This window comes from Streptomyces sp. NBC_00209, from assembly GCF_045206345.1.
In the GTDB taxonomy this organism is placed as follows: Bacteria; Actinomycetota; Actinomycetes; order Streptomycetales; family Streptomycetaceae; genus Streptomyces.
The window spans coordinates 4,173,765-4,192,422 of the sequence record NZ_CP108121.1; the positions used below are offsets into that span (position 1 = coordinate 4,173,765).

The following is an 18,658-nucleotide window of genomic DNA, read 5'->3' on the forward strand; positions in this document are numbered from 1 at the left end:
GCTGGGGCCTGGTGGCGTTCAAGGACGTGGTACACCGTGCCGGGTCAGCCGTCGATGCGGTGAAGGATTTGCGTGAACTCGTCGGACTCGATCAGGCCGGTGAGTACCTGGGCCATGTTGCTAATGCCGGGATCGCGGACGATCAGACCGTCCGAGCACCAGAAGTAGCGGCCTCCCAAGGCTTCCCCGCTTTCGGCCCATCTCGCCATGATGGCCTCGACTTGTCCGAGGGTGATGATGGTCGCGCTCCAGCGGGATCCGTCCTTCAGGTCCACGAAGACGTCGATGTTGTCCACAGATTCCAGATCCTCGCCGGAGTTCGGCAGGAAAGCGGCTTCGAAGTGCTCAGTGCGAACCCGGTACCAGGGCCCGTCCCAGCGGCCCGGTTGTGTGCTGTGGCTCATCGGGCGAGTGTGCCGGGCTGAACCGTCCGGCTCAACTGAGTTCTCCGGGCACCCTTCACGTCGGGGTGTGGTTCACAGGTCAGGTTCGTACGGTGGGATGGTCCAGCGCAGTACCGTTTCGCCTGCGCGGGCTTCGAGGGTGGCGGGGTAGACCTGTCCGTGGCCCCGCTCTCCGCGGTGGCGTATGGAGTGGTCCCCGGGATCCCAGCCGAGACCGAGAATTGGACATCCGCCGAGGTCGATGGCACCCGCCAGCAGTGGGTGGCTCCAGCCGGCTCGGTTGAATCGGTGGAAGTCGGTGTGGGCGTCGACGGAGACCATCAGCCCGTTGCCGGGGCCTTCTCGGGTCCAGGCGCGGAGCCGTTCGGCGATTGCTTCGGCCTCGGCCAGGGGAAGGTCGAGCCACCCGCGCGGCCCGTGTCCGCTGGGGTGCTGCGGGATGCGGTCACCGCCGAACTGGGCATGGACGGTGTCCTCGTACTTGCCCCAGTAGGTGACGTCCGCGAGACCGTCGGTGGACTGTCCGTCCAGGCCGGTGAAGTCGTCCAGTGCCTGAGCGTCGCCGAGGACCATGCCACATCGGTCGACCGGGAGGTCGCCGAGGTGCAGGGGTTCGCCGTCATCGGGGCCGACCCAGGGCCGACCGAGGCCGACCTCCAGGACGGCGATCGTCGGTTCCCCATCGAAGGGCGAGGCCGATGTCTGGGCCCGAACCCACAGGGGCCGGTCTGCAGCGGCTGCTACAGCGATCGCCTCGCACATCCAAGCAGACGGCTCACTGTCCTCGGGTCCGTGCAAGTGCCCGCCGCCGGTGGCTACTACGATCCGGGCCCGCTCGGACAGCGGCCGGCCTACCTGCGGCCAGTAGTCGATCCAGCCCGCCATTCCCAGCACGAGCATCCCGGAGGGCGCGGTGACGGTGCCAAGGTCGACATCAGTCTCAGTCATCTGCAGATTGAACAGGCACGAAACCGAAAGGATCAAGATGCCGTCGCGTCCGCGGTCCGCGCGGAGTGGCCCTGCGGGGCGCGCTGCTGAGGCAGGAGCGAGCCGAGGTGCAGGTGGCGGTCCGGTCCCTGAGGCGGGACGCGAGCGGCCCCGGCAGCGGGGAACGATCTTCGGGTAACTGGGAAGCGATCTTCAACCGCTTCTGTCCCGCCTGGTCAGAGACACTCGTGAACACCCCACTGCACAAAGGAATCCCGTCCAGCCTCTGGCTGGGCGGGATTTCGTCGTTCCGGGCCCGCTGTGACGCGGGCGGCGGAGCCATCAGGTGAACGATGCCGTCGCCTGGGCCTTGAGGAGTCCTTCCACTCCGTTGAGGAAGGTCTCGCACACCAGCTCCGGGTCGAAGAGGCAGCCGGCCGCCATCGCGCCGTCGCGCAGCATGACGAAGTGACGGGCCGCGCGGTCGGCGGGTTCCTCCCGGATGGTGCGCAGGAGCCCGGTGAGCGTGTCGAGGAACCACTGGCGGTGTGCGAGGACGGCCTGATGCACCGGGTCCGCGGGGTCGGGGTATTCGGCGACGGCGTTGAGGAAGGCGCAGCCCCGGAAGCCGGGGGACCGGATGGCCTGGGCGATGGACGCACCGACGGCGCGAAGCGTGTCGGGCGCGGGGAGCCCGGCGGCGATGGCCGCCTCGGCCTGGCCTCGCAGGGCGCGGTCCGCCTCGGTCAGGTAGGCGACGACCAGGGTCTCCTTGCTGGGGAAATGGCGGTAGAAGGTCGCCCGGGTCACCTGCGCTTCCTTGACGATGCGGTCCACTCCTACGGAGTGGATGCCTTCCGAGTAGAAGATCCGGGTGGCTGTGCTGAGGAGCCGGTCCCGGGCTTCGGACGGGCGGCTTTCGGATGCGTGGTGCGCCATGACGCCAGCCTACTCGGCACTAGGTAGAACGTTCGGTCTTGACAGGGATGCGCAGCCTTGTCAATCTGATGAACAGAACGTTCGTTCTCGCGTTTTTTCGTGGGGCGGTGAGGCCGTCGTGCCCGCGTTCCCCGTCCTTCCGTCGAAAGGTTCGTCATGAGCACCGTCGCCGCCCCGTCCGACATCAGGAACACGGCTTCCGCGCTGCGGCGGCTGTACTTCGTCCGCGCCGCTTTCGCCATCCTCTGGGCCCTCGTGATGTTCGCGTCGGCCGACGAGATCAGCCCGGTCGTGGCCGCGCTGCTCGTGCTCTATCCGCTGTTCGACGTGGGTGCCGCCGTCGTGGACGCCCGCGCGTCCCGCGCCACCCGTTCGCCGGCGCTGCTCTACGTCAACATGGCGGTCAGCCTCGCGGCGGCGGCGGGGGTGGGGGTCGCCGCCGCCTCCGGGATTCCGGCGGTGCTGCGGGTGTGGGGGGCGTGGGCGGTCGTCGCGGGTCTGGTGCAGCTGGTCGTGGCCGTTCCGCGGCGCCGGATGGGCGGCCAGTGGCCGATGATCCTCAGCGGTGGCATCTCGGTCCTTGCCGGGGCGTCGTTCGTCGGGTCGGCGGGCGCCGATGACCCCGCGCTCACCGGCGCGATCGGCTACGCCGTTCCGGGCGGCATCTTCTTCCTCGTCTCGGCCCTGCGGCTGGGGCGCTCCGGCGGCCAGGCGAGGGCCAGGAGCGCCGCGTCGTCGTAGGTGTCGGCGCAGCTGTAGTCATGGGCGTCCTTCTGGAGCCAGGTGAGCAGGTGTTGCGGGTCGACGGGCGGGGAATGGGCGCGCTGGTAGGCCGTCAGGCGGTCGGCGAGGGGGTAGAAGGCCCCGGTCTCGTTCCGGGTCTCCGCGATGCCGTCGGTGTACAGCAGGAGCGTGTCGCCGGGCCGGAGAAGCGTCCCGGCCGACCGCGGTTCGTCCGGGCCTTCCGCGTCGGCGGGGGCGCTCGTGAGGGTGCGCAGCCCCAGGGGGAGGCCGGTGCCGGCCGGGAGCTCCCGGACCGTTCCGTCGCGCAGAACCAGTGAGGGCGGGTGGCCGCAGGAGTACGCCTTCGTGCGGCCGTCGGGCGCGATCTGGATCAGGAGAGCGGTGACGAACGCCTCGTCGTCGCGCAGGAAGCGGTTCAGGCCGGTGTCGAGGCGCCCGGCCAGGCGGCCCAGCGTCTCTTCCTCGTACGCCGCCTCGTAAAACGCGCCGAGGACCACCGAGGCGGTGGACACGGCGTCGAGCCCCTTCCCGCGTACGTCCCCGATAAGCGCGCGGACACCGAACTCGGTGTCCGCCACGGCGTAGAGGTCGCCCCCGATGCGGGCGTACTGCGCGGCGGCCAGATAGCTCGCGGCCGTACGGAAGTGACCCAGGGTCTCGGGTGGCGGGCGCAGCACCGCCCGCTGCGCGGTCTCGGCGACGGACACCACCTTCCGCAGCCGCACGGACTCCCGCTCCCCGCGGCGGACCACGAAGCAGCTCAGCGCGGCGATGACGCAGATCACCACGGTGGTGCCGATCACGGAGCCGATCCGCTGGGGCTCGGCGGGCAGGAGCAGCCAGCGGATCCCCGCCGCCACCACCGCCGAGCCGATGATCACCGGCGGCCCGAACCCGAACGAGATGACGGCCGGCACCGCGACCAGCACCGAGGCGATGTGCGAGGACGGCGGGGTGCTCAGCTGCAGGACCACCACCAGGACGCACAGCAGCAGGGCGGTGCCCAGCACCGCCGTCTTGGGGCCTCGCCCCGCCGTGGCCGGTGCGCTGTCCTGACCGTCACCGTCCGCCACGGACGCTCCTCTCACCACGCCCGGCACGCATCCCGCGACGCCTCCCTTCTCGGACACAGCCATTGTTGGACAGCCCCAGGCATCCCGCTCGCGGAGCGGCGGGGTTCGCTCGCATTGCGAAAGGGAATGCCTCTGGTTCGGTCCGGTCCAGCGGGTGCTGTGTCGAATTTTCTCCGCGCGATGTTCCCCGAATTTTTCACCTACCAGTTTCCAGGTTCATCTTTACGCAAGCATGCAGAGGCGTTACGTTATCCAGCGAAGATCCCGAGAAATTCAGAACCCGTCACCCGGAACGGGTTCTGTGCCATGCTTCCATCGATTTCTACGCAAAGGGTCAGCTGGAAATGTTCAATACTCGGAACATGCGGGTCCGCTTCGCTGTGCTGCTTGCCACCGTCCCGGCACTCATACTGCCGGCGGCTACCGCAGCGACTGCCGCGACCGGACCGGGAACCGTGGCGAACGCCGGAACCACCACCACGTGCCCGACGACGTGCCTTCAGGGAATCCGTGCCGCGACGCACACGGGATATGACCGCCTCGTGTTCGATCTCACCGCCGAGACGCAGTACACGACATGGACGAATACGACGGGTGAGTATTACCCGATGAGCGGCCAGACCCAGCACCTCGACGTCGTCGGTGATTCCTATCTTTTCGTCAGGATGCAGCCGGCCAACCTGGGGCAGGATTTCCAGAATCCTGACCTGCGGGACATGGGCCTGCCCACGCTCAAGGGAGTCCAGTTGGCGAGCTACCACGCGGGCACCTCCGAATTCGGGATCTCGCTCGGTCCCTCCACCCGCTACAACGTCTTCACCCTGACTCAGCCGGACCGTCTGGTCGTGGACGTCTACCGGTAGAACGAGCCGTCGCACGTCGATGGCCCGGCCGCGCACACGGCCGGGCCATCGACGTACGGGATTCGCAGGCGGCCCGGAGGGCGCCGCTCGCATTCAGCGAAGGGACGCGGTCACGCCGGAAGCGACGTCCAGAGTCTTCTTCACCTGATTCTGCGCGCCACCGAGAGACGCTTGGTTCTCCTTGACCAGCTGTCGCTGGATGGCCGACTCCTGGGCGAACCAGATCTTGATCAGATCGGTGTCCTGCTTGCATTCGACATCGGCGACGGCGATCGCGATTTCCTTGTCCGTCGGCGTCTCGCTCTGCACCCCCACCAGCTCGTCCGTGTCCCAGACGGTCGGCGCGTTGAAGCCCCGTTCCTTCATGCACCCGGACCACGCGGACATGGCCGCCTTGACGGCGGGTTCCTGCTGCGACTGAAGGAAGCTCTCGCTGCTCAGCTCTTCGACGAAGTGCTGATCCAGCGTTCCGACCTTGCGGTCGACCTCGCCGGTGCAGCCCCCTTCGGGGAGTGCGCCGCCCTTGAAGGACGCGACCCTCTCGGACCCGTCCGCTCCTCGCAGAACGGTTTCGGCCCCGGCAGCCTCCTGCTCGGGCGGAGGAGTGCTCTCGGTGCCCTGACTCGGAGTGTGGTAGCCGTACTCCTTGGCCTCGGCGAGGATGCTCAAGCCGTAGCGCCGCGGCATGTTCGAGGCGTTGTCCGATACCGGCGGCGAAACGCCGAGGTCCTCGGTGCGCCAGTCCGTGAAGCCGTATCGGCGCATGCACGCGGTTTCCGCGATGTCCCGCGCCTCCTGGACGGCGATCTCGTCCGCGTAGGAGGGCATGAACTCTTCGAGCGGCAGCGCGAGGCCCTTGGCGAGCCCGTGCGAGGGAACCTTCTCCGGCCAATTCTCATGAAGGACGCGAGGGCCCGGGGATTCAACGCCGGCAGCCGAGACGTTCTCCGTGTCGATCGTCTTGCTGCCGTTGACCGCCTGCCCGCAGCCGGCGACCAGCGCCGTCAGACAGAGGGCCGCGGCACTGGCCTGGAGGGAGCGTCGCATGTTCATCACAGCCTCTTACTGCTGGCGTTGTTGTTCTTCAACGCGGCCACAAGGTTGTCGTTGGCCCCGGACTCGATGGTCTGGGACGTGCCCATCTGGTTGCTGTTGTAGTAGACGCGGTGCGATCGGGTGTCACCGTTCGATGCCCCGGCGGCGTTGTTCTTCACGCTCCAGCCTGAACCCGGATCGGTGCCCTGGCAGTAACTTCCGTTCGGCAGGCCGTGGAGTCCGTATCCGCTGTTGAACTCGTAACGTACCTGCTGCATCCCCGAGGACGTGAGGTGGTCGTAGCCCAGGTGGGAATCCTCCGTCTTGTTCGTGATGAAGCAAGCGCTGGCGAAGATGCCGATGTTCTGTCTGGAGTTGAAGAAGATCGCAAAGCACCGAGTGGACGAACTGCATTCATCGTCGGTGTAGGTCGTGTAGGCGTTCGCGGGTGGAGCGGCTACGAGTAGAGTTCCCACCGCTGCGGCGGTGCTTACGAGGCACCCGGCGATGCGTGTTCTCTTCACGACGACCCCTTTCTCTCCGAGTGCACGGAATTTCTTTAATGGTGTGTCAGGTATTCGGTGCTCCGTCGGGCTGTGCAGGTCAGCCTAGGGCCTCTGCCATCAAGTCCGGTGGGGAAAGGAGCGGTTGACGTATTTGCGTCAGCCTCCCCCGGCCGTCTTTACTTCTGGCCGACCGGGTGGTTGTGTCCCTGGTGAACTTGCGGACGCATCGTTGCTGAATGCCGGTCGGGCACGGTTCGTACTGCGGCGTCGATCCGGGTGATCTGCGGAGGGCGGGGGCGTGAATACCCAGAGGAAAGCGCCCCGGACGCGCCGACGCCGGAGCCTGTGCGCCCGAGCGGGCGGAGTCCTGCTGGTTCTTGCGCTGGTCGGGCCGACGGCGGGGTGCTCCGGCGGCGGGCCCTCGGAGAAGGAGCTGAGGGAGGAAGCCCGGTCGTCGGTGGCGTCCGCACGCCGTTCGGCCGAGGAGCGCAGAGTGCGGCAGCTGGTGGCGCGCCTGACCGCTGTCGACGGACTGGTGCACCTTCGCACCCGGTTCCTCGATCGCTGCACCACTCCCACGGAGGGCGATCTGCTGGAGCCCGCCGACCCGCACGCCCTTGAATGCGGCATTCAGGCCACCGTCCACTTCGGCGTCCGCGGGAGCATCACCGATGTGCTGCCCCGTATCCGGGCGGCGCACATCGCCTCCTGGGGTCCTCAGACCGAGACGGGGGGAGACGTGCCAGGCGCAGCCGGCACGGTGGCCTACGCACTCCGCTACCACCGTGACCGCGGGAAGTATCCCGACGGCACGCTGATGGCCGGGCCCGGGCTCGAGTCCCCGGGGCTTCGGATCGACTGGGACCGGCCCGGTATGCCACTCCCTTACGAGGCGGAGAAGCCCCCGCCGTGTCCTTCGGGCGGGACCGGCCGGATCTACCAGCGATGCGAAATCGCCCCCGCTGTCCCCATGAGCCTGACAGTGGCGCGGGCGCGCTACGGAACCGTTCTGGTCTTCGACGTTCTGGGCCCGGTTTCCGGCGACGGCTACTTCACCGTGGCCCGTTCACGGTGATCTGTTGATTTTCCATATAAAAAGGGGGGAATGATCATGCGGGTGCCCATACGGGCCCACACCGCCGTGGCCTTCTGTGCCGTGACGGCCATCATGGCCGCCGCCGTGCAGATCGTGCCGGCCTCGGCGGACACACAACCGAAGCCACCTGACAAGCAGTCCGCTTCGAAGGTTCCGCCGGTCAAGGTCGAGGAACCGGGCAGGAAGCTCGGCCGGGGCTGGAACACGACGAAGGACAGGGCCTTCACCTCGGCGGCCGACACCAAGGGCTTACAGATCCTCGCCGCCGACTCGAGCAAGGCGTACGAGTGGAGGACGGCGGCCATCCTGGCCGAGCCCGGTGTGCCGGCGGACAGCTGGATCGGCAACGAGTGCGTAATGGACGCCGAACATGTCGCCGCGGTATACGCGCCGCGCACCTTCACCAACAAGCCCGACCTCATGCAGGGCGGTGCGTTCGCCGCCATCGTCAACACCACCACCGGCAAGGTCGTCAAGCTGGCCTTCACCGCGTCGCTCGCCTACTTCGACCCCTCGTGCAACACGGTCACGCACACGGCCGCGTTCACGGCGTTCCGGGACATGAACGACCCGGGCAAAACCCGGACGCGCGTGGTTACCGTCAACACATCGGGGAAGACCACGGCGTCGTACGCGACCTCGGGCGAGGTAACCAGCGCCGTTCCCGTGCAGGGCGGCGTCGTCGCCGGGCGCGGGAAGCAACTGATACGGATCGGCAAGGGCGGCAGGGCGACCACTCTGGCCACCGGCGACACCACCCCCTTCGACATCCGGCCGACGGCCCGGGGGAACGTCGCCTACGTCGAGCGGTCCGGAAAGGACACCGCACGCGCGAAGCTGTTCCGGGGCAGCGGCAAGCCCTCCGTGCTGGCGGTCGGGAAGCTGGGCGACATCGACCTGCGCCAGGGTGCCGAGGGGCGGGTCTTCCTCACGGGGAAGCCCAGCAGCCAGCCGAACCCGGCCGCTGATGTCACTCGGCTCGACGTCCCGGCCGACACGGACGTGTCCACCCTGGGGCGGCTCGCCGTCAATCCTGTGATCACCCCCGGCGTCCGCCACGGGCTGGCCCGGATCAAGGACGCCGGCAAGGGTTTCGACGCGGCCGAGGCCACTGCGGCCGCCACCCCGGAGCGGAGGGCGGGCGCCCCGGACACGGTCGGCCCGGCCCGGCCGGTCACCGTCACCTCCACCGCCGCCGCTACCGGGAAGGCGATCGAGCAGACCGTCCCGGACTCGGGCTCCGGCATGGGCAACGCCTCCCTGTCGCCCGCGCTGACCTCCGGGTCCGCGCCCGCCGCCAAGGCGGCCGCCGGGGTCTCGCACGACCCGGTGGACACCGATCGCTGGTGTTCCGTACCCCGGAACGACGTCAAGTCCCTGGCTCTGCAGCCCACGCCCAACCAGGTCGAGTGGGCCGTCGACATGGCCGTGCGATACGAACTCCGTTCGGGGCGCGTCAAGCAGGGCGACTGGCGCAACCAGCTGGGCCTCGGGACCGTGGACCCGCAAGGGCTCTTCCCCCGCCCCGACCTCATCGGCGGCGGACGCATCCCGGCGAACGTGCTGCTGGGGGTGATGGCGCAGGAATCCAACCTCTGGCAGGCGGAGCCCGGTTCCATCCCCGGACAGATGGGGAACCCGCTCGCCTCCTACGCCGGCTTCTACGGACACAAGGGGTCGGACTCGGCCGACTACTGGAAGATCCACTGGGAGGACTCCGACTGCGGCTACGGCGTCGGACAGGTCACCGACGGTATGCGGATCGCGGGTCACGCGAAGACGGGCGAGAAGCTCCTCGACCCCTCCGTGCAGCGCGCGGTCGCCCTCGACTACACCGTGAACGTCGCCGCATCCCTCTACATCCTCGCCGACAAGTGGAATGAGCTCCACCAGGTCGGACAGACGGTCACCATCAACAACGACGACCCCTCCCGCGTGGAGAACTGGTTCGCCGCGCTGTGGAACTACAACCTCGGCTTCAACCCCCGCTCGGACGAGGGGAAGAACGGCAACTGGGGGCTGGGCTGGTACAACAACCCGGCCAACCCGATCTACCCGCCGGACCGTGATCCGTTCATGGACATGACCGCCGATCCGCTCAACTGGCCCTGGGACGCCGCGCATCCTCAGTACTGGCCGTACGAGGAGAAGGTGATGGGCTGGTCCGCCTGGTCCATCGATACCGGCTACTCCTACGCCACCTCCGGCCGGCAGGACTGGCCGGGTGAGTCGGGATACGCGACCGTCGGTTTCCGACCGGCCTGGTGGACGAACGATGCCGAGCGCCGCGACATCAAGCCTCCGCTGGACACGTTCTGCAACGCGCACAACGGATGCGACACGGCCAACCCGCCGGACTGCCCCGACGCCGATTGCTACACGCAGTACTGGTGGCATGAAGCGAACGCGACCTGGAAGGCCGACTGTCTCACCTGCGGCCACGAGAACATCAAATACGATTCCCTGGTATCGGAACCGGGGCGCGGCACTCGCTTGCAGACCGGCGAACCCCGTTGCGACCACGAGAAGCTGCCAACAACAGCCCTTGTGGTGGAGTCGTTTCCCGGCAATACCAACAGCTACGGGCCGTGTGGAGAGACAGCCAAGAACTGGGGCCACTTCTCCTTCGACTTCCAGCCGGACGCCGACAACCACTACGAGGCGAAATCCGACCTCTACCAGATCGGTGGTGGCCACGACGGGCACTTCTGGTACGCCCACACGCGTGACGCGGCACACCTGGGCGGCGAGAACGGGCCGATGACGATCAAGGGCACATGGACTCTGGACGACAGCCTGACGTGGGCCCGTGTCATGGTCCATCTGCCGGATACGGGTGCCCATACGAGGCAGGCTTCCTACAAGGTCGGCGGCTCCGACAGCACGAGCCCCGAGAGAGTCGTGGTGCAGCGCGCCAACCGATGGGTGAGCCTCGGAGCGTTCCATTTCACGGGAACTCCGACGGTCACGCTGACGAATGCGACCGAGGACGGGACCGCGGACGAGGACATCGCCTGGGACGCGGTGGCCTTCCAGCCGCTCACGGGCAAGCCGCGCACCGTGGAAGTCGCCATGGGCGACTCGTACTCCTCGGGTGAAGGAGCATCGGAGAACGGCGGTGACGACTACTTCCCGGAGACGGACTACGCCGGAAACGGCGATTCGACGGACAAATGCCACCGCTCGAAGTTCGCCTGGTCCCGGCGAGCAGTTCTTCCCGGCGAGACCTCGACGACGGCGGAGTTGGAGGAATCCTGGTGGTCGGGTGTGGACTACCACTTCATCGCCTGCTCCGGCGCCCGCCACTACAACATCCTCAATCGTTCCCAAAGTGGTGAACTGCCGCAGATCGAACAGGGATACCTGGACCAGAACACCACCCTGGTACCGCTATCGGTCGGCGGCAACGACATGGGGTTCTCCGACATCTTCATTACGTGCCTCACATCCCTGGACGGCGCGTGCACGGGGGAGACCATTGACGCGCGCGATCCGGACACCGGGGACAAGACAGGTGTCGCGACGCCTCCTCTGGAGGACTGGGCGCCGGTCTGGGCACATGAGACGGTGCGCCCCCGGCTCGTGAAGACACTGGCCGCGATTCACGCCGCGGCACCGAACGCGAAGATCGTGCTCATGGGCTATCCAAGGCTTCTGGAACACATCGGTTCGTGCCTCTTGGGCCTGAGTATGGAAGAAGCGAACTGGATCAACGGGGTGGCCGACATGCTCGCCGACGAAATGCGGGGGGCGGCCGCCGACGCCGGGACGTACGCGGTCTTCTCCGACCCGCGGGACGAATTCGACGGAGAGGCGATCTGCGGTGATCCAGAGACGATCAACGGCATCGTCGTGACCAGTCGCTCGAAGGCGGACAACGACCCGCCGAAGCAGTCGATGAAGTCGATGCACCCGAAGGTCTCCGGAACCGTCCACTACGCGAAGGCATTCGAGAAAACCCTCGGCGGTTAGCACGCGTTGCCGGAAACCCCTCCGGGGGCGCCCCACTTGGTACGGAACGGCTGGTTCAACCCCTGACGGGATCCGTCAGGGGTTGTTCAGGTACGCCAGCACCGCCAGTACGCGGCGGTTGGTCGCGTCGTCGTCCGTGATGCCCAGCTTGCCGAACAGGGACGTCGTGTACTTGCTGATCGCGCTGTCGCTGAGGAACAGGCGGGCCGCGATGGCCTGGTTGGAGAGGCCCTCGGCCATCAGGGCCAGGACCTCGTGCTCGCGCTCGGTGAGTTTGTCGAGGCGGCGGTGCGACGAGCCGCTGGACAGGAGCTTCGCGATGACCGTCGGGTCCATGGCCGTGCCGCCGGCCGCGACCCGTTCCAGCGCGTCGATGAACTGGTCCGCGTCGAACACGCTCTCCTTCAGGAAGTAGCCGACGCCTCCCGCCCCGTCGGCCAGCAACTCGCGGGCGTACAGCTGCTCCACGTACTGGGACAGGATCAGGACGGGCAGCCCCGGCATCTCGGCGCGGGCGGCGAGGGCCGCGCGCAGGCCCTCGTCGGTCTGCGTCGGCGGCATGCGGACGTCTACCACCGCCACGTCCGGGCGAAACTCGCGCAGGGCGGCCAGCGTCTCCGGCCCGGTCGTGGCCGTACCCACCACCTCGTGTCCGTACGCCTCGATGAGACGGACCATGCCGTCGCGCAGGAGATACAGGTCCTCGGCTACAACGATTCGCATGGCACCATGATCCTCGCGCGGGTCGGCCCGCCGGCCGGACTCGTGACCTCCAGGCTGCCGTCGAACACCGCGAGGCGCCGCCGCAGCCCCGCGAGTCCGCCGCCCTCACGGACGACCGCACCGCCGCGCCCGTCGTCCTCCGCCTCCACGACCAGGCCGGTCCCGTCCTGCGCGAGGGAGATCCGCATCCGCGTCGCACGGGCGTGCTTGACCGCGTTGGTCAGCAGCTCGGCGATGCCGAAGTAGACGGCCGACTCGACGGGCGCGTCCAGCCGCCTCGGCGCGTCCGCGACGACCTCTGTTTCGAGAGGGCTGTCGAGGGCGAGAGCGCGTACGGCGTCGACCAGGCCCCGGTCGTTGAGCACGGGCGGGTTGATCCCGTGCACCAGGTCGCGCAGTTCGGCCAGCGAGGCGGTGGCGCCCGCCCTTGCCTCGCGCATCAGCGCCCTGGCCCGGTCCGGGTCGGTTTCCATCAGCTTCTCCACCGTGGCCAGGGACATCCCGAGCGCGACGAGCCGGGCCTGCGCCCCGTCGTGCAGATCCCGTTCGATCCGGCGGATCTCCGCTGCCTGAGCCACCGTCGCATCGGCCCGCTGCCCCGTGAGTTCGTCCACCCGGTCCGCGAGCGCCATCCTGGCGGACGGCCGCAGGAAACGGACCGCGACCGGGGTGACTGCCCGCCAGGCGTACGGGGAAGAGGCGACGGTCACGAGGAGGCCGAGGAGCCGGACCGGTCGGCCCGTTCCCAGCCCGACGGCACCCCACACCACCCCCGCGAGTGGCACGCACGCCACGATCCCCGCCGTGAACGGGGCGATCGCCGTGAACCGCAGGTCGCGCCAGTTCGCCGGGTCCTTCCAGCGCAGCCGCCACCGCTGGTCCATGACGGCGTCCCGCTGGGTGCGGTGGTAGTCGAAGCCGTTCCACCAGAAGCCGGTGGCCATGCGTGTCACCGGCGGGGCGGTCCGGTAGCCGGAGGGGATCCCGGTCCCGGACCAGCGGGCGACCAGCGCGCGGACCGCCCGGCACACGGGGCGCGTCAGGGCGAGCGTTCCCACGCACCCCAGCACCAACGGCCCGACCCACGACCAGGGGTTCGCCGCGCCCCACGCGATGCCCCACGCCACCGCGCCCGCCCACACGGCCGGGATCAGCAGTGTGACGGCGGCGACGGCGCCCGCCCGTACGAACCCGATACCCGCCCCGGCCGCCCACGACCCCAGCACTCTCATCGCCCGCTGCCTCTCCGCGTCCGTCCCGATGTCCCCACTCTGCACCGGGCGGAGGGCTCGGAGGCGCCGCTCGGGCGAGGAGTGGGTCTGGACCCACCCCCTTGTGCGCCCAGACGCATACCGTGCCGGATCAGCGCTTCGTAGCGTCGTCACCATGACCACGAACACGAACCTTCAGCCCGAGGCCCTGAGGGCCCTCGCATCGGCGCGCCGGAGCATCACGCTCTACGGCGCACTCACCGCCACCGCCCTCGGGGCGGTCGTCGTGGTGGCCGCCACGGGTCACACGGTGAACACCTTCATGTGGGTCCGCGCGGTCCTGCTGCCGGTGATCGCGTACGTCCTGCTCCGCATCACGGCCTCGGCCACCGGGGGCTCCCGCCGCGCCTTCGACCGCGTGAGCACCCTTGCGGTGATCATGCCCATCGCCATCATCGGCGTCGACCTGATCCCGGGCGTCTGCCCGCCCTGGTACGCGGTGACGCAGACGCTGTGCATGCTGCCGGTGATCCGCGTCGCGTTCCTCACCCGGGGGACGGCCCTGAAGGCGGCCTTTCCCAAGGCGGGTTGAGGGAAGGGTGCCCCCTCAGGCCGTGCCGTTCCCCCGCAGCGGCTTCGCGAAGCAGCGGCTGTTGGGGTAGGTGCGGTAGTGGCCGAACTTTTCGCACGGGGTGTAGCCGCTGGAGAGGTACAGGGCGATGGCCTCCGGCTGGCGGTCGCCGGTTTCCAGGACCATGCGGGTGCGGCCCGCAGCGCGGGCGTCCGCTTCCAGGGCGGCCAGGATGCGGCGGGCGAGGCCCAGGCCGCGGCCCTCTGGTATGACGTACATCCGCTTCAGCTCGGCGTCGCTGTCCGAGTAGCCCTCCTCGTTGCGCTCCTGTGAGCGCCAGCCGCCCGTGGCGACCGGCTGGTCCGACGCGTCGTACGCGATCAGGTACAGGCCGTGAGGCGGGTCGAACATCGTGGCGTCCAGGGGTGTGACATCGCCCTCGTCGCCGTAGCGCTCCGCGTATTCGAGCTGCACGCGATCGTTGAGTTTGACGGCATCGGGGTGGTCGAAGGCCCGGACGTGGATATTCATGCGAGGCATCGTACATGTATGCGGCATGCGTTGGTCGGTATCGTGCCGGAATGCTCACTGTGACCTCCGACAGTGTGCGTAGCAGTCTCCGAGTGCCTGTGATTTTGAGGAGCATGTTTTGCTCACCGTGACCTCCGTGAATGTAAACGGACTCCGCGCCGCCGCCAAGAAGGGCTTCGTCGAGTGGCTGGCGCAGACCGACGCCGACGTGATCTGCCTCCAGGAAGTGCGCGCCGAGCCCGAGCAGCTGCCCGCGGACGTACGTGACCCCGAGGGCTGGCACACCGTCCACGCGCCGGCCGCCGCCAAGGGGCGGGCCGGGGTCTCCCTCTACTCGCGGCGCGCCCCCGAGCGCGTACAGATCGGTTTCGGCGGGTACGGGCACGCCGGGTGCGAGGAGTTCGACACGAGCGGGCGGTACGTCGAGATCGACCTGCCCGGCGTCACGGTCGCGAGCCTGTACCTGCCCTCCGGTGAGGTCGGCACCGAGCGGCAGGACGAGAAGGAGCGCTTCATGGCCGCCTTCCTGCCCTACCTCGTCGGGCTGAAGGCCCGCGCCGCCGCCGAGGGTCGCGAGGTCGTCGTCTGCGGTGACTGGAACATCGCCCACCAGGAGGCCGACCTCAAGAACTGGCGCGCCAACCGCAAGAACTCCGGCTTCCTCCCCGAGGAGCGCGCGTGGCTGACCCGGGTGTTCGAGGAGGCCGCGTACGTCGACGTCGTACGCGCCCTGCACCCGGATGTCGAGGGCCCGTACTCGTGGTGGTCGTACCGGGGGCGCGCGTTCGACAACGACACCGGCTGGCGCATCGACTACCAGGTCGCGACCCCCGGCCTCGCCGCCCGTGCCGTGAAGGCGTGGGTGGAGCGGGCCGCCACCCACGGCGAGCGGTGGAGCGACCACGCGCCGGTGACGGTGGTGTACGAGCAGTAGGAGCGGGGTACGGCGAGGGCGCCGCGCCCTACTCGGTGTGGGCCAGTACGTCGTCCCAGACGTTGCCGCCGTCCGCCCAGGTCCAGAGCCACTGCCTCAACGACGGTGCCGCGTACCGCAGTCCGTCGTGGGGGTCCTCGCCCCGGTCCGGCTCCCAGCCGTCGGCGTCCCAGAGCAGGACCGGGTGGTCGACGGCGGTGAGCGAGACGTACCACTCCATGGTGCAGCCGCCATCCGTGAGGAAGAGCCACGATGCCGGTGGTCCCGACTCCGTCCGTCCGGCGTGGGCGGTCGTCGCGCAGGGCCAGTCCGGGACCGGCCAGTGCGGAACGCGCCGGGGCGTCAGCGACGCGAGGCCGCCTTCGGGGCCGAACCCTCCGTCGCCCACCTCGGTGTAGACGCGGCGGAGCAGTCCGGGCAGGGGGTGGCCGAGGCTGCGTTCGGCGCGGTCTACCTCCGTCCCCGTGAGAGGCGGGAAGGGCCGGTCCGGAAGGCAGCGGGCAGCGGGGTGCGCCTTCTCAGTGCCCCACGCGAGGGCACGCAGCCGCTCCACAAGCGCGTCGTCGTCTGCGGCGGTGCGGTGCGCGGCATCGGTCACGAGCGGGGACTGTAGTACGCCCCCGCCCCGGTCGCCCCGGCGGACCGCCCCCTACACCCGCCCACCCCCCGGCGTCCGCAGCATCCGCCCCGCCGTCACCGCCGCCAGGAGCATGCACAGCGCGGCCCACCACGGGGGGCCGTCGAGCAGGGTGTACAGCGCGGTGCCCAGGGCTGCGGTCAGGAACAGGGTGGTCATCAGGGCGCCCGCCGTCGCGCCGGAGTGGCGGGGGGTGAGGTCGGTCAGCGTGGCTGTGAAGAGCGCGGTGAGGGTGAGGCCGATGCCGATGCCTGCCACGATCAGACAGGCCGACATGGCGGCGTAACCGCTGCCGGTCTCGATGGCGACGATGCCCAGCGCCACCCCGACCGCCGTCGCCGGCAGGCCCGTCACCGCCGTGCGCGCCGGTGTCATGCCGTCGCGCAGCAGGCGCGGCGCGATCCAGCCGCCGCCGACCGCCACCGCCACCAGCATCGGCAGCATCGGCCCCTTCCACGGCGCCGAGTCGTCGAACGCCTCGCCCATGATGCCGGTCAGCGGCGGCAGCAGGCTGAGGATGCTGAAGCCGACCAGGCCCATCGTCAGGAAGCCGCCCCGCCGCCCGCGGTCCCGGAGGACGTACGGCGGAAGCAACGGGGCCGCCGCCGCCCGCTGCCGCGCCGCGAACGCGATCAGCAGTGCGATGCCCACGCCCAGCCCGACGACTGCGTCGCCGTCCACCCGGCCCGCCGACGGGACCCCCACCAGGCCGTACATGGCCGCCCCCGCCCCCAGGAAGCCCAGCAGCGCGCCCGGCAGGTCGGCCGCCACGCCGTCCGTCCGGGCCGGGGAGTCCGGCGGCAGCGTCCGCGCACCCGTCAGGGCCAGCAGCGCGAGCGCCGGTGCCACGGCCGTGAGCGGTCCCCTGGCCATGAACCACAGGGCATCGCTCCCCAGCAGCCCGAGCATCGGACCGCACGCGCTCACCGCCGCGTAGGCACCGAAGCCCCGGCCCCCTCCGCCCCGCGACGCCGCCACCGTCGCCAGCGCCCCCGCCGTCGCCAGCGCGCCGAACCCGCCCTGCAGAGCGCGGCCCGCGAGGAGCAGTGGCGGGGCACCGGCCAGCAGGGCGAGCCCGCAGAGCACCCCGGACGCCGCGAAGCCCGTCACACCGGTGATCAGCGACCGCCTGCGGCCCACCCGGTCCGCGATATGGCCACCGGGCACCAGCATGGCGGCGAACGCGACCGCGAAGGCGTACGAGACGGGCGCGGAGGTGGGATAGGGCGCCGCCCCTCCGTCGGGACCGGCCGGGTTCCCGAGCTCCGCCCCGGCCAGCACCGCCAGTTGCGCCACCACGATCATGGCGAGGCCCCGCATACGGGACGCGCCGGGCGGGTACGCGGGAGTCGTCGGCGGGTACGCGGGAGAGGCGACCGGCTCCGTCACGGCAGAAGCGGAAGAGGCCCCGGCACCGGGCGCCTCCGGCCCCGGTCCGGCGGACGCCGCCTCCCGCGTCTCCGGCCCCGGTCCGGCGGACGCCGCCTCCCGCGCCTCCGGCCCCGGTCCGGCGGGCGCCGGCTCCCGCGCCTCCGGCACGTAGTCCAGCAGCCGCGCCGAGCGACGCCCCAGTTCCGCCAGCACCTCGCCCGGCAGCCACACCGCGTCCTCGTCCCCGGACGTGCGGGCGGCGATCTCCTCCGGGGTGGGCCGGGCCGCCGGTTCCTTCGCCAGGCAGGCGCGTACGAGGGGGAGCAACGCCTCCGGGACGTCCGTCAGATCGGGTTCTTCCTCCGCGATCCGGAACAGGTGCGCGTTCAGACCGGTGTCCGCGGCGCCGAAGAGAAGGCGGCCCGTCGCCGCGTACACCAGGACCGCGCCCAGGCAGAACACATCACTGGCCGGAGTGAGTTCGAGGCCCCTTACCTGTTCCGGGGACATGAAACCCGGTGAACCGATCAGCATGCCCGGACGGGTGAGCAGGCTGCCGTCCGGCAGGTTGTCCATCGCGCGGGCGATGCCGAAGTCGATGACCCGCGGCCCGTCCACCGTCACCAGCACGTTGGACGGCTTCAGGTCGCGGTGGATGAGCTCCGCCCCGTGCACGGCCTCCAGCGCGAGGGCGAGGCGGTTCGCCAGGACGCGCACCGAGTGCTCGGGCAGCGGGCCGTAGTCCGCCCCGACCACCGTCGTCAGATCGGGACCCGGTACGTACTGCGTGGCCACCCACGGTACTTCGGCCCCGGTGTCCGCGCCGAGGACGTCCGCCGTCCATCTCCCGCCCACCCGCCGGGCCGCCGCCACCTCGCGCGCGAAGCGCTTGCGGAACTCCGCCTGCGCCGCGTACTCGCGCTGCACGACCTTCACCGCGACCGTGCGGCCGACGTCCGAGCGGCCGAGGTAGACGAGTCCCATCCCGCCCGCGCCCAGGCGCGCGATCAGGCGGTAGGGGCCGATGCGCGTGGGGTCCTCGGCGGTCAGCGGCTTCATCCCGGCAACCTAGCCGGGGGCGGCCGGTACGGGGGGCGGAAAGCCGGAGATCCGCACCGGAT

The 18,658-nt window shown here is 69.7% G+C and carries 17 protein-coding genes; 6 read left to right on the plus strand and 11 right to left on the minus strand.

Translation table 11 applies throughout. From position 1 onward, the window contains the following. Positions 1 to 44: 44 nt before the first annotated feature. The 3 genes from OG867_RS18990 to OG867_RS19000 form a co-directional block, all read right to left on the minus strand. Positions 45 to 404: a hypothetical protein gene (locus tag OG867_RS18990; protein ID WP_283298696.1), complete on the minus strand. Its 360-nt coding sequence runs from the start codon at positions 402 to 404 to the stop codon at positions 45 to 47. 72 nt (positions 405 to 476) lie between these two features. Then, complete coding sequence (locus OG867_RS18995) at positions 477 to 1,352, minus strand: hypothetical protein (RefSeq protein WP_406286851.1); 876 nt, start codon at positions 1,350 to 1,352, stop codon at positions 477 to 479. 321 nt (positions 1,353 to 1,673) lie between these two features. Next, positions 1,674 to 2,270 (minus strand): TetR/AcrR family transcriptional regulator, encoded by a 597-nt coding sequence (locus OG867_RS19000; RefSeq protein ID WP_406286853.1) that lies wholly within the window; start codon positions 2,268 to 2,270, stop codon positions 1,674 to 1,676. A gap of 156 nt (positions 2,271 to 2,426) precedes the next feature. Between OG867_RS19000 and OG867_RS19005 the strand changes: the two genes are divergently transcribed. Further along, positions 2,427 to 3,011 (plus strand): hypothetical protein, encoded by a 585-nt coding sequence (locus OG867_RS19005; RefSeq protein WP_406286856.1) that lies wholly within the window; start codon positions 2,427 to 2,429, stop codon positions 3,009 to 3,011. On the opposite strand, the gene OG867_RS19010 is transcribed toward OG867_RS19005, so the two are convergent. Then, on the minus strand, positions 2,915 to 4,087 hold the full coding sequence (locus OG867_RS19010) for a PP2C family protein-serine/threonine phosphatase (protein WP_406286857.1): 1,173 nt from the start codon (positions 4,085 to 4,087) through the stop codon (positions 2,915 to 2,917). The genes OG867_RS19005 and OG867_RS19010 overlap by 97 nt on opposite strands. 362 nt (positions 4,088 to 4,449) lie before the next feature. Here OG867_RS19010 and OG867_RS19015 point away from each other — a divergent pair, with 362 nt between their 5' ends. After that, positions 4,450 to 4,950 (plus strand): hypothetical protein, encoded by a 501-nt coding sequence (locus tag OG867_RS19015; RefSeq protein WP_328900640.1) that lies wholly within the window; start codon positions 4,450 to 4,452, stop codon positions 4,948 to 4,950. A gap of 93 nt (positions 4,951 to 5,043) precedes the next feature. Here the strand turns inward: OG867_RS19015 and OG867_RS19020 are convergent, their stop codons facing one another. Together OG867_RS19020 and OG867_RS19025 are read right to left on the minus strand one after the other, a co-directional pair. Then, positions 5,044 to 6,003, minus strand: coding sequence for a hypothetical protein (locus OG867_RS19020; protein ID WP_406286860.1), 960 nt, complete (start codon positions 6,001 to 6,003; stop codon positions 5,044 to 5,046). Next, on the minus strand, positions 6,003 to 6,509 hold the full coding sequence (locus OG867_RS19025; protein WP_328900638.1) for a hypothetical protein: 507 nt from the start codon (positions 6,507 to 6,509) through the stop codon (positions 6,003 to 6,005). Before OG867_RS19025 ends, OG867_RS19020 begins: the two co-directional genes overlap by 1 nt. Positions 6,510 to 6,984: 475 nt before the next feature. Between OG867_RS19025 and OG867_RS19030 the strand changes: the two genes are divergently transcribed. Further along, a complete protein-coding gene (locus tag OG867_RS19030) occupies positions 6,985 to 7,566 on the plus strand; it encodes a hypothetical protein (protein WP_406286862.1) in 582 nt (193 codons plus the stop codon). Between the two features lie 36 nt (positions 7,567 to 7,602). Further along, a complete protein-coding gene (locus OG867_RS19035) occupies positions 7,603 to 11,559 on the plus strand; it encodes an SGNH/GDSL hydrolase family protein (RefSeq protein WP_406286864.1) in 3,957 nt (1,318 codons plus the stop codon). A gap of 75 nt (positions 11,560 to 11,634) precedes the next feature. Here OG867_RS19035 and OG867_RS19040 read toward each other — a convergent pair whose 3' ends face one another. Continuing rightward, positions 11,635 to 12,282 carry a response regulator gene (locus OG867_RS19040; RefSeq protein ID WP_406286866.1) on the minus strand — a complete coding sequence of 216 codons (648 nt, stop codon included), beginning with the start codon at positions 12,280 to 12,282 and terminating at the stop codon, positions 11,635 to 11,637. Continuing rightward, positions 12,267 to 13,514, minus strand: coding sequence for a histidine kinase (locus OG867_RS19045; RefSeq protein WP_406286869.1), 1,248 nt, complete (start codon positions 13,512 to 13,514; stop codon positions 12,267 to 12,269). Before OG867_RS19045 ends, OG867_RS19040 begins: the two co-directional genes overlap by 16 nt. A 154-nt stretch (positions 13,515 to 13,668) precedes the next feature. Between OG867_RS19045 and OG867_RS19050 the strand changes: the two genes are divergently transcribed. Next, positions 13,669 to 14,085 carry a hypothetical protein gene (locus OG867_RS19050; protein ID WP_406286871.1) on the plus strand — a complete coding sequence of 139 codons (417 nt, stop codon included), beginning with the start codon at positions 13,669 to 13,671 and terminating at the stop codon, positions 14,083 to 14,085. A 15-nt stretch (positions 14,086 to 14,100) separates the two neighbouring features. Here the strand turns inward: OG867_RS19050 and OG867_RS19055 are convergent, their stop codons facing one another. Continuing rightward, a complete protein-coding gene (locus tag OG867_RS19055) occupies positions 14,101 to 14,595 on the minus strand; it encodes a GNAT family N-acetyltransferase (protein WP_406286874.1) in 495 nt (164 codons plus the stop codon). A gap of 118 nt (positions 14,596 to 14,713) precedes the next feature. On the opposite strand from OG867_RS19055, the gene OG867_RS19060 reads away from it, so the two are divergent. Further along, positions 14,714 to 15,529: an exodeoxyribonuclease III gene (locus OG867_RS19060; RefSeq protein ID WP_406286876.1), complete on the plus strand. Its 816-nt coding sequence runs from the start codon at positions 14,714 to 14,716 to the stop codon at positions 15,527 to 15,529. A 28-nt stretch (positions 15,530 to 15,557) separates the two neighbouring features. Here OG867_RS19060 and OG867_RS19065 read toward each other — a convergent pair whose 3' ends face one another. Both OG867_RS19065 and OG867_RS19070 read right to left on the minus strand, forming a co-directional pair. After that, complete coding sequence (locus OG867_RS19065) at positions 15,558 to 16,127, minus strand: SMI1/KNR4 family protein (protein ID WP_406286878.1); 570 nt, start codon at positions 16,125 to 16,127, stop codon at positions 15,558 to 15,560. Between the two features lie 51 nt (positions 16,128 to 16,178). Beyond that, positions 16,179 to 18,596, minus strand: coding sequence for an MFS transporter (locus OG867_RS19070; protein WP_406286880.1), 2,418 nt, complete (start codon positions 18,594 to 18,596; stop codon positions 16,179 to 16,181). Between the last annotated feature and the right edge of the window lie 62 nt (positions 18,597 to 18,658).

Coding starts and splice junctions, on each gene's coding strand:
- OG867_RS19070 (WP_406286880.1), bottom strand. CDS start 18,596: ATGAAGCCGCTGACCGCCGAGGACCCCACGCGCATCGGCCCCTACCGC.
- OG867_RS19035 (WP_406286864.1), top strand. CDS start 7,603: ATGCGGGTGCCCATACGGGCCCACACCGCCGTGGCCTTCTGTGCCGTG.
- OG867_RS19000 (WP_406286853.1), bottom strand. CDS start 2,270: ATGGCGCACCACGCATCCGAAAGCCGCCCGTCCGAAGCCCGGGACCGG.
- OG867_RS18995 (WP_406286851.1), bottom strand. CDS start 1,352: ATGACTGAGACTGATGTCGACCTTGGCACCGTCACCGCGCCCTCCGGG.
- OG867_RS19055 (WP_406286874.1), bottom strand. CDS start 14,595: ATGAATATCCACGTCCGGGCCTTCGACCACCCCGATGCCGTCAAACTC.
- OG867_RS19040 (WP_406286866.1), bottom strand. CDS start 12,282: ATGCGAATCGTTGTAGCCGAGGACCTGTATCTCCTGCGCGACGGCATG.
- OG867_RS19050 (WP_406286871.1), top strand. CDS start 13,669: ATGACCACGAACACGAACCTTCAGCCCGAGGCCCTGAGGGCCCTCGCA.
- OG867_RS19020 (WP_406286860.1), bottom strand. CDS start 6,003: ATGAACATGCGACGCTCCCTCCAGGCCAGTGCCGCGGCCCTCTGTCTG.
- OG867_RS18990 (WP_283298696.1), bottom strand. CDS start 404: ATGAGCCACAGCACACAACCGGGCCGCTGGGACGGGCCCTGGTACCGG.
- OG867_RS19005 (WP_406286856.1), top strand. CDS start 2,427: ATGAGCACCGTCGCCGCCCCGTCCGACATCAGGAACACGGCTTCCGCG.
- OG867_RS19045 (WP_406286869.1), bottom strand. CDS start 13,514: ATGAGAGTGCTGGGGTCGTGGGCGGCCGGGGCGGGTATCGGGTTCGTA.
- OG867_RS19015 (WP_328900640.1), top strand. CDS start 4,450: ATGCGGGTCCGCTTCGCTGTGCTGCTTGCCACCGTCCCGGCACTCATA.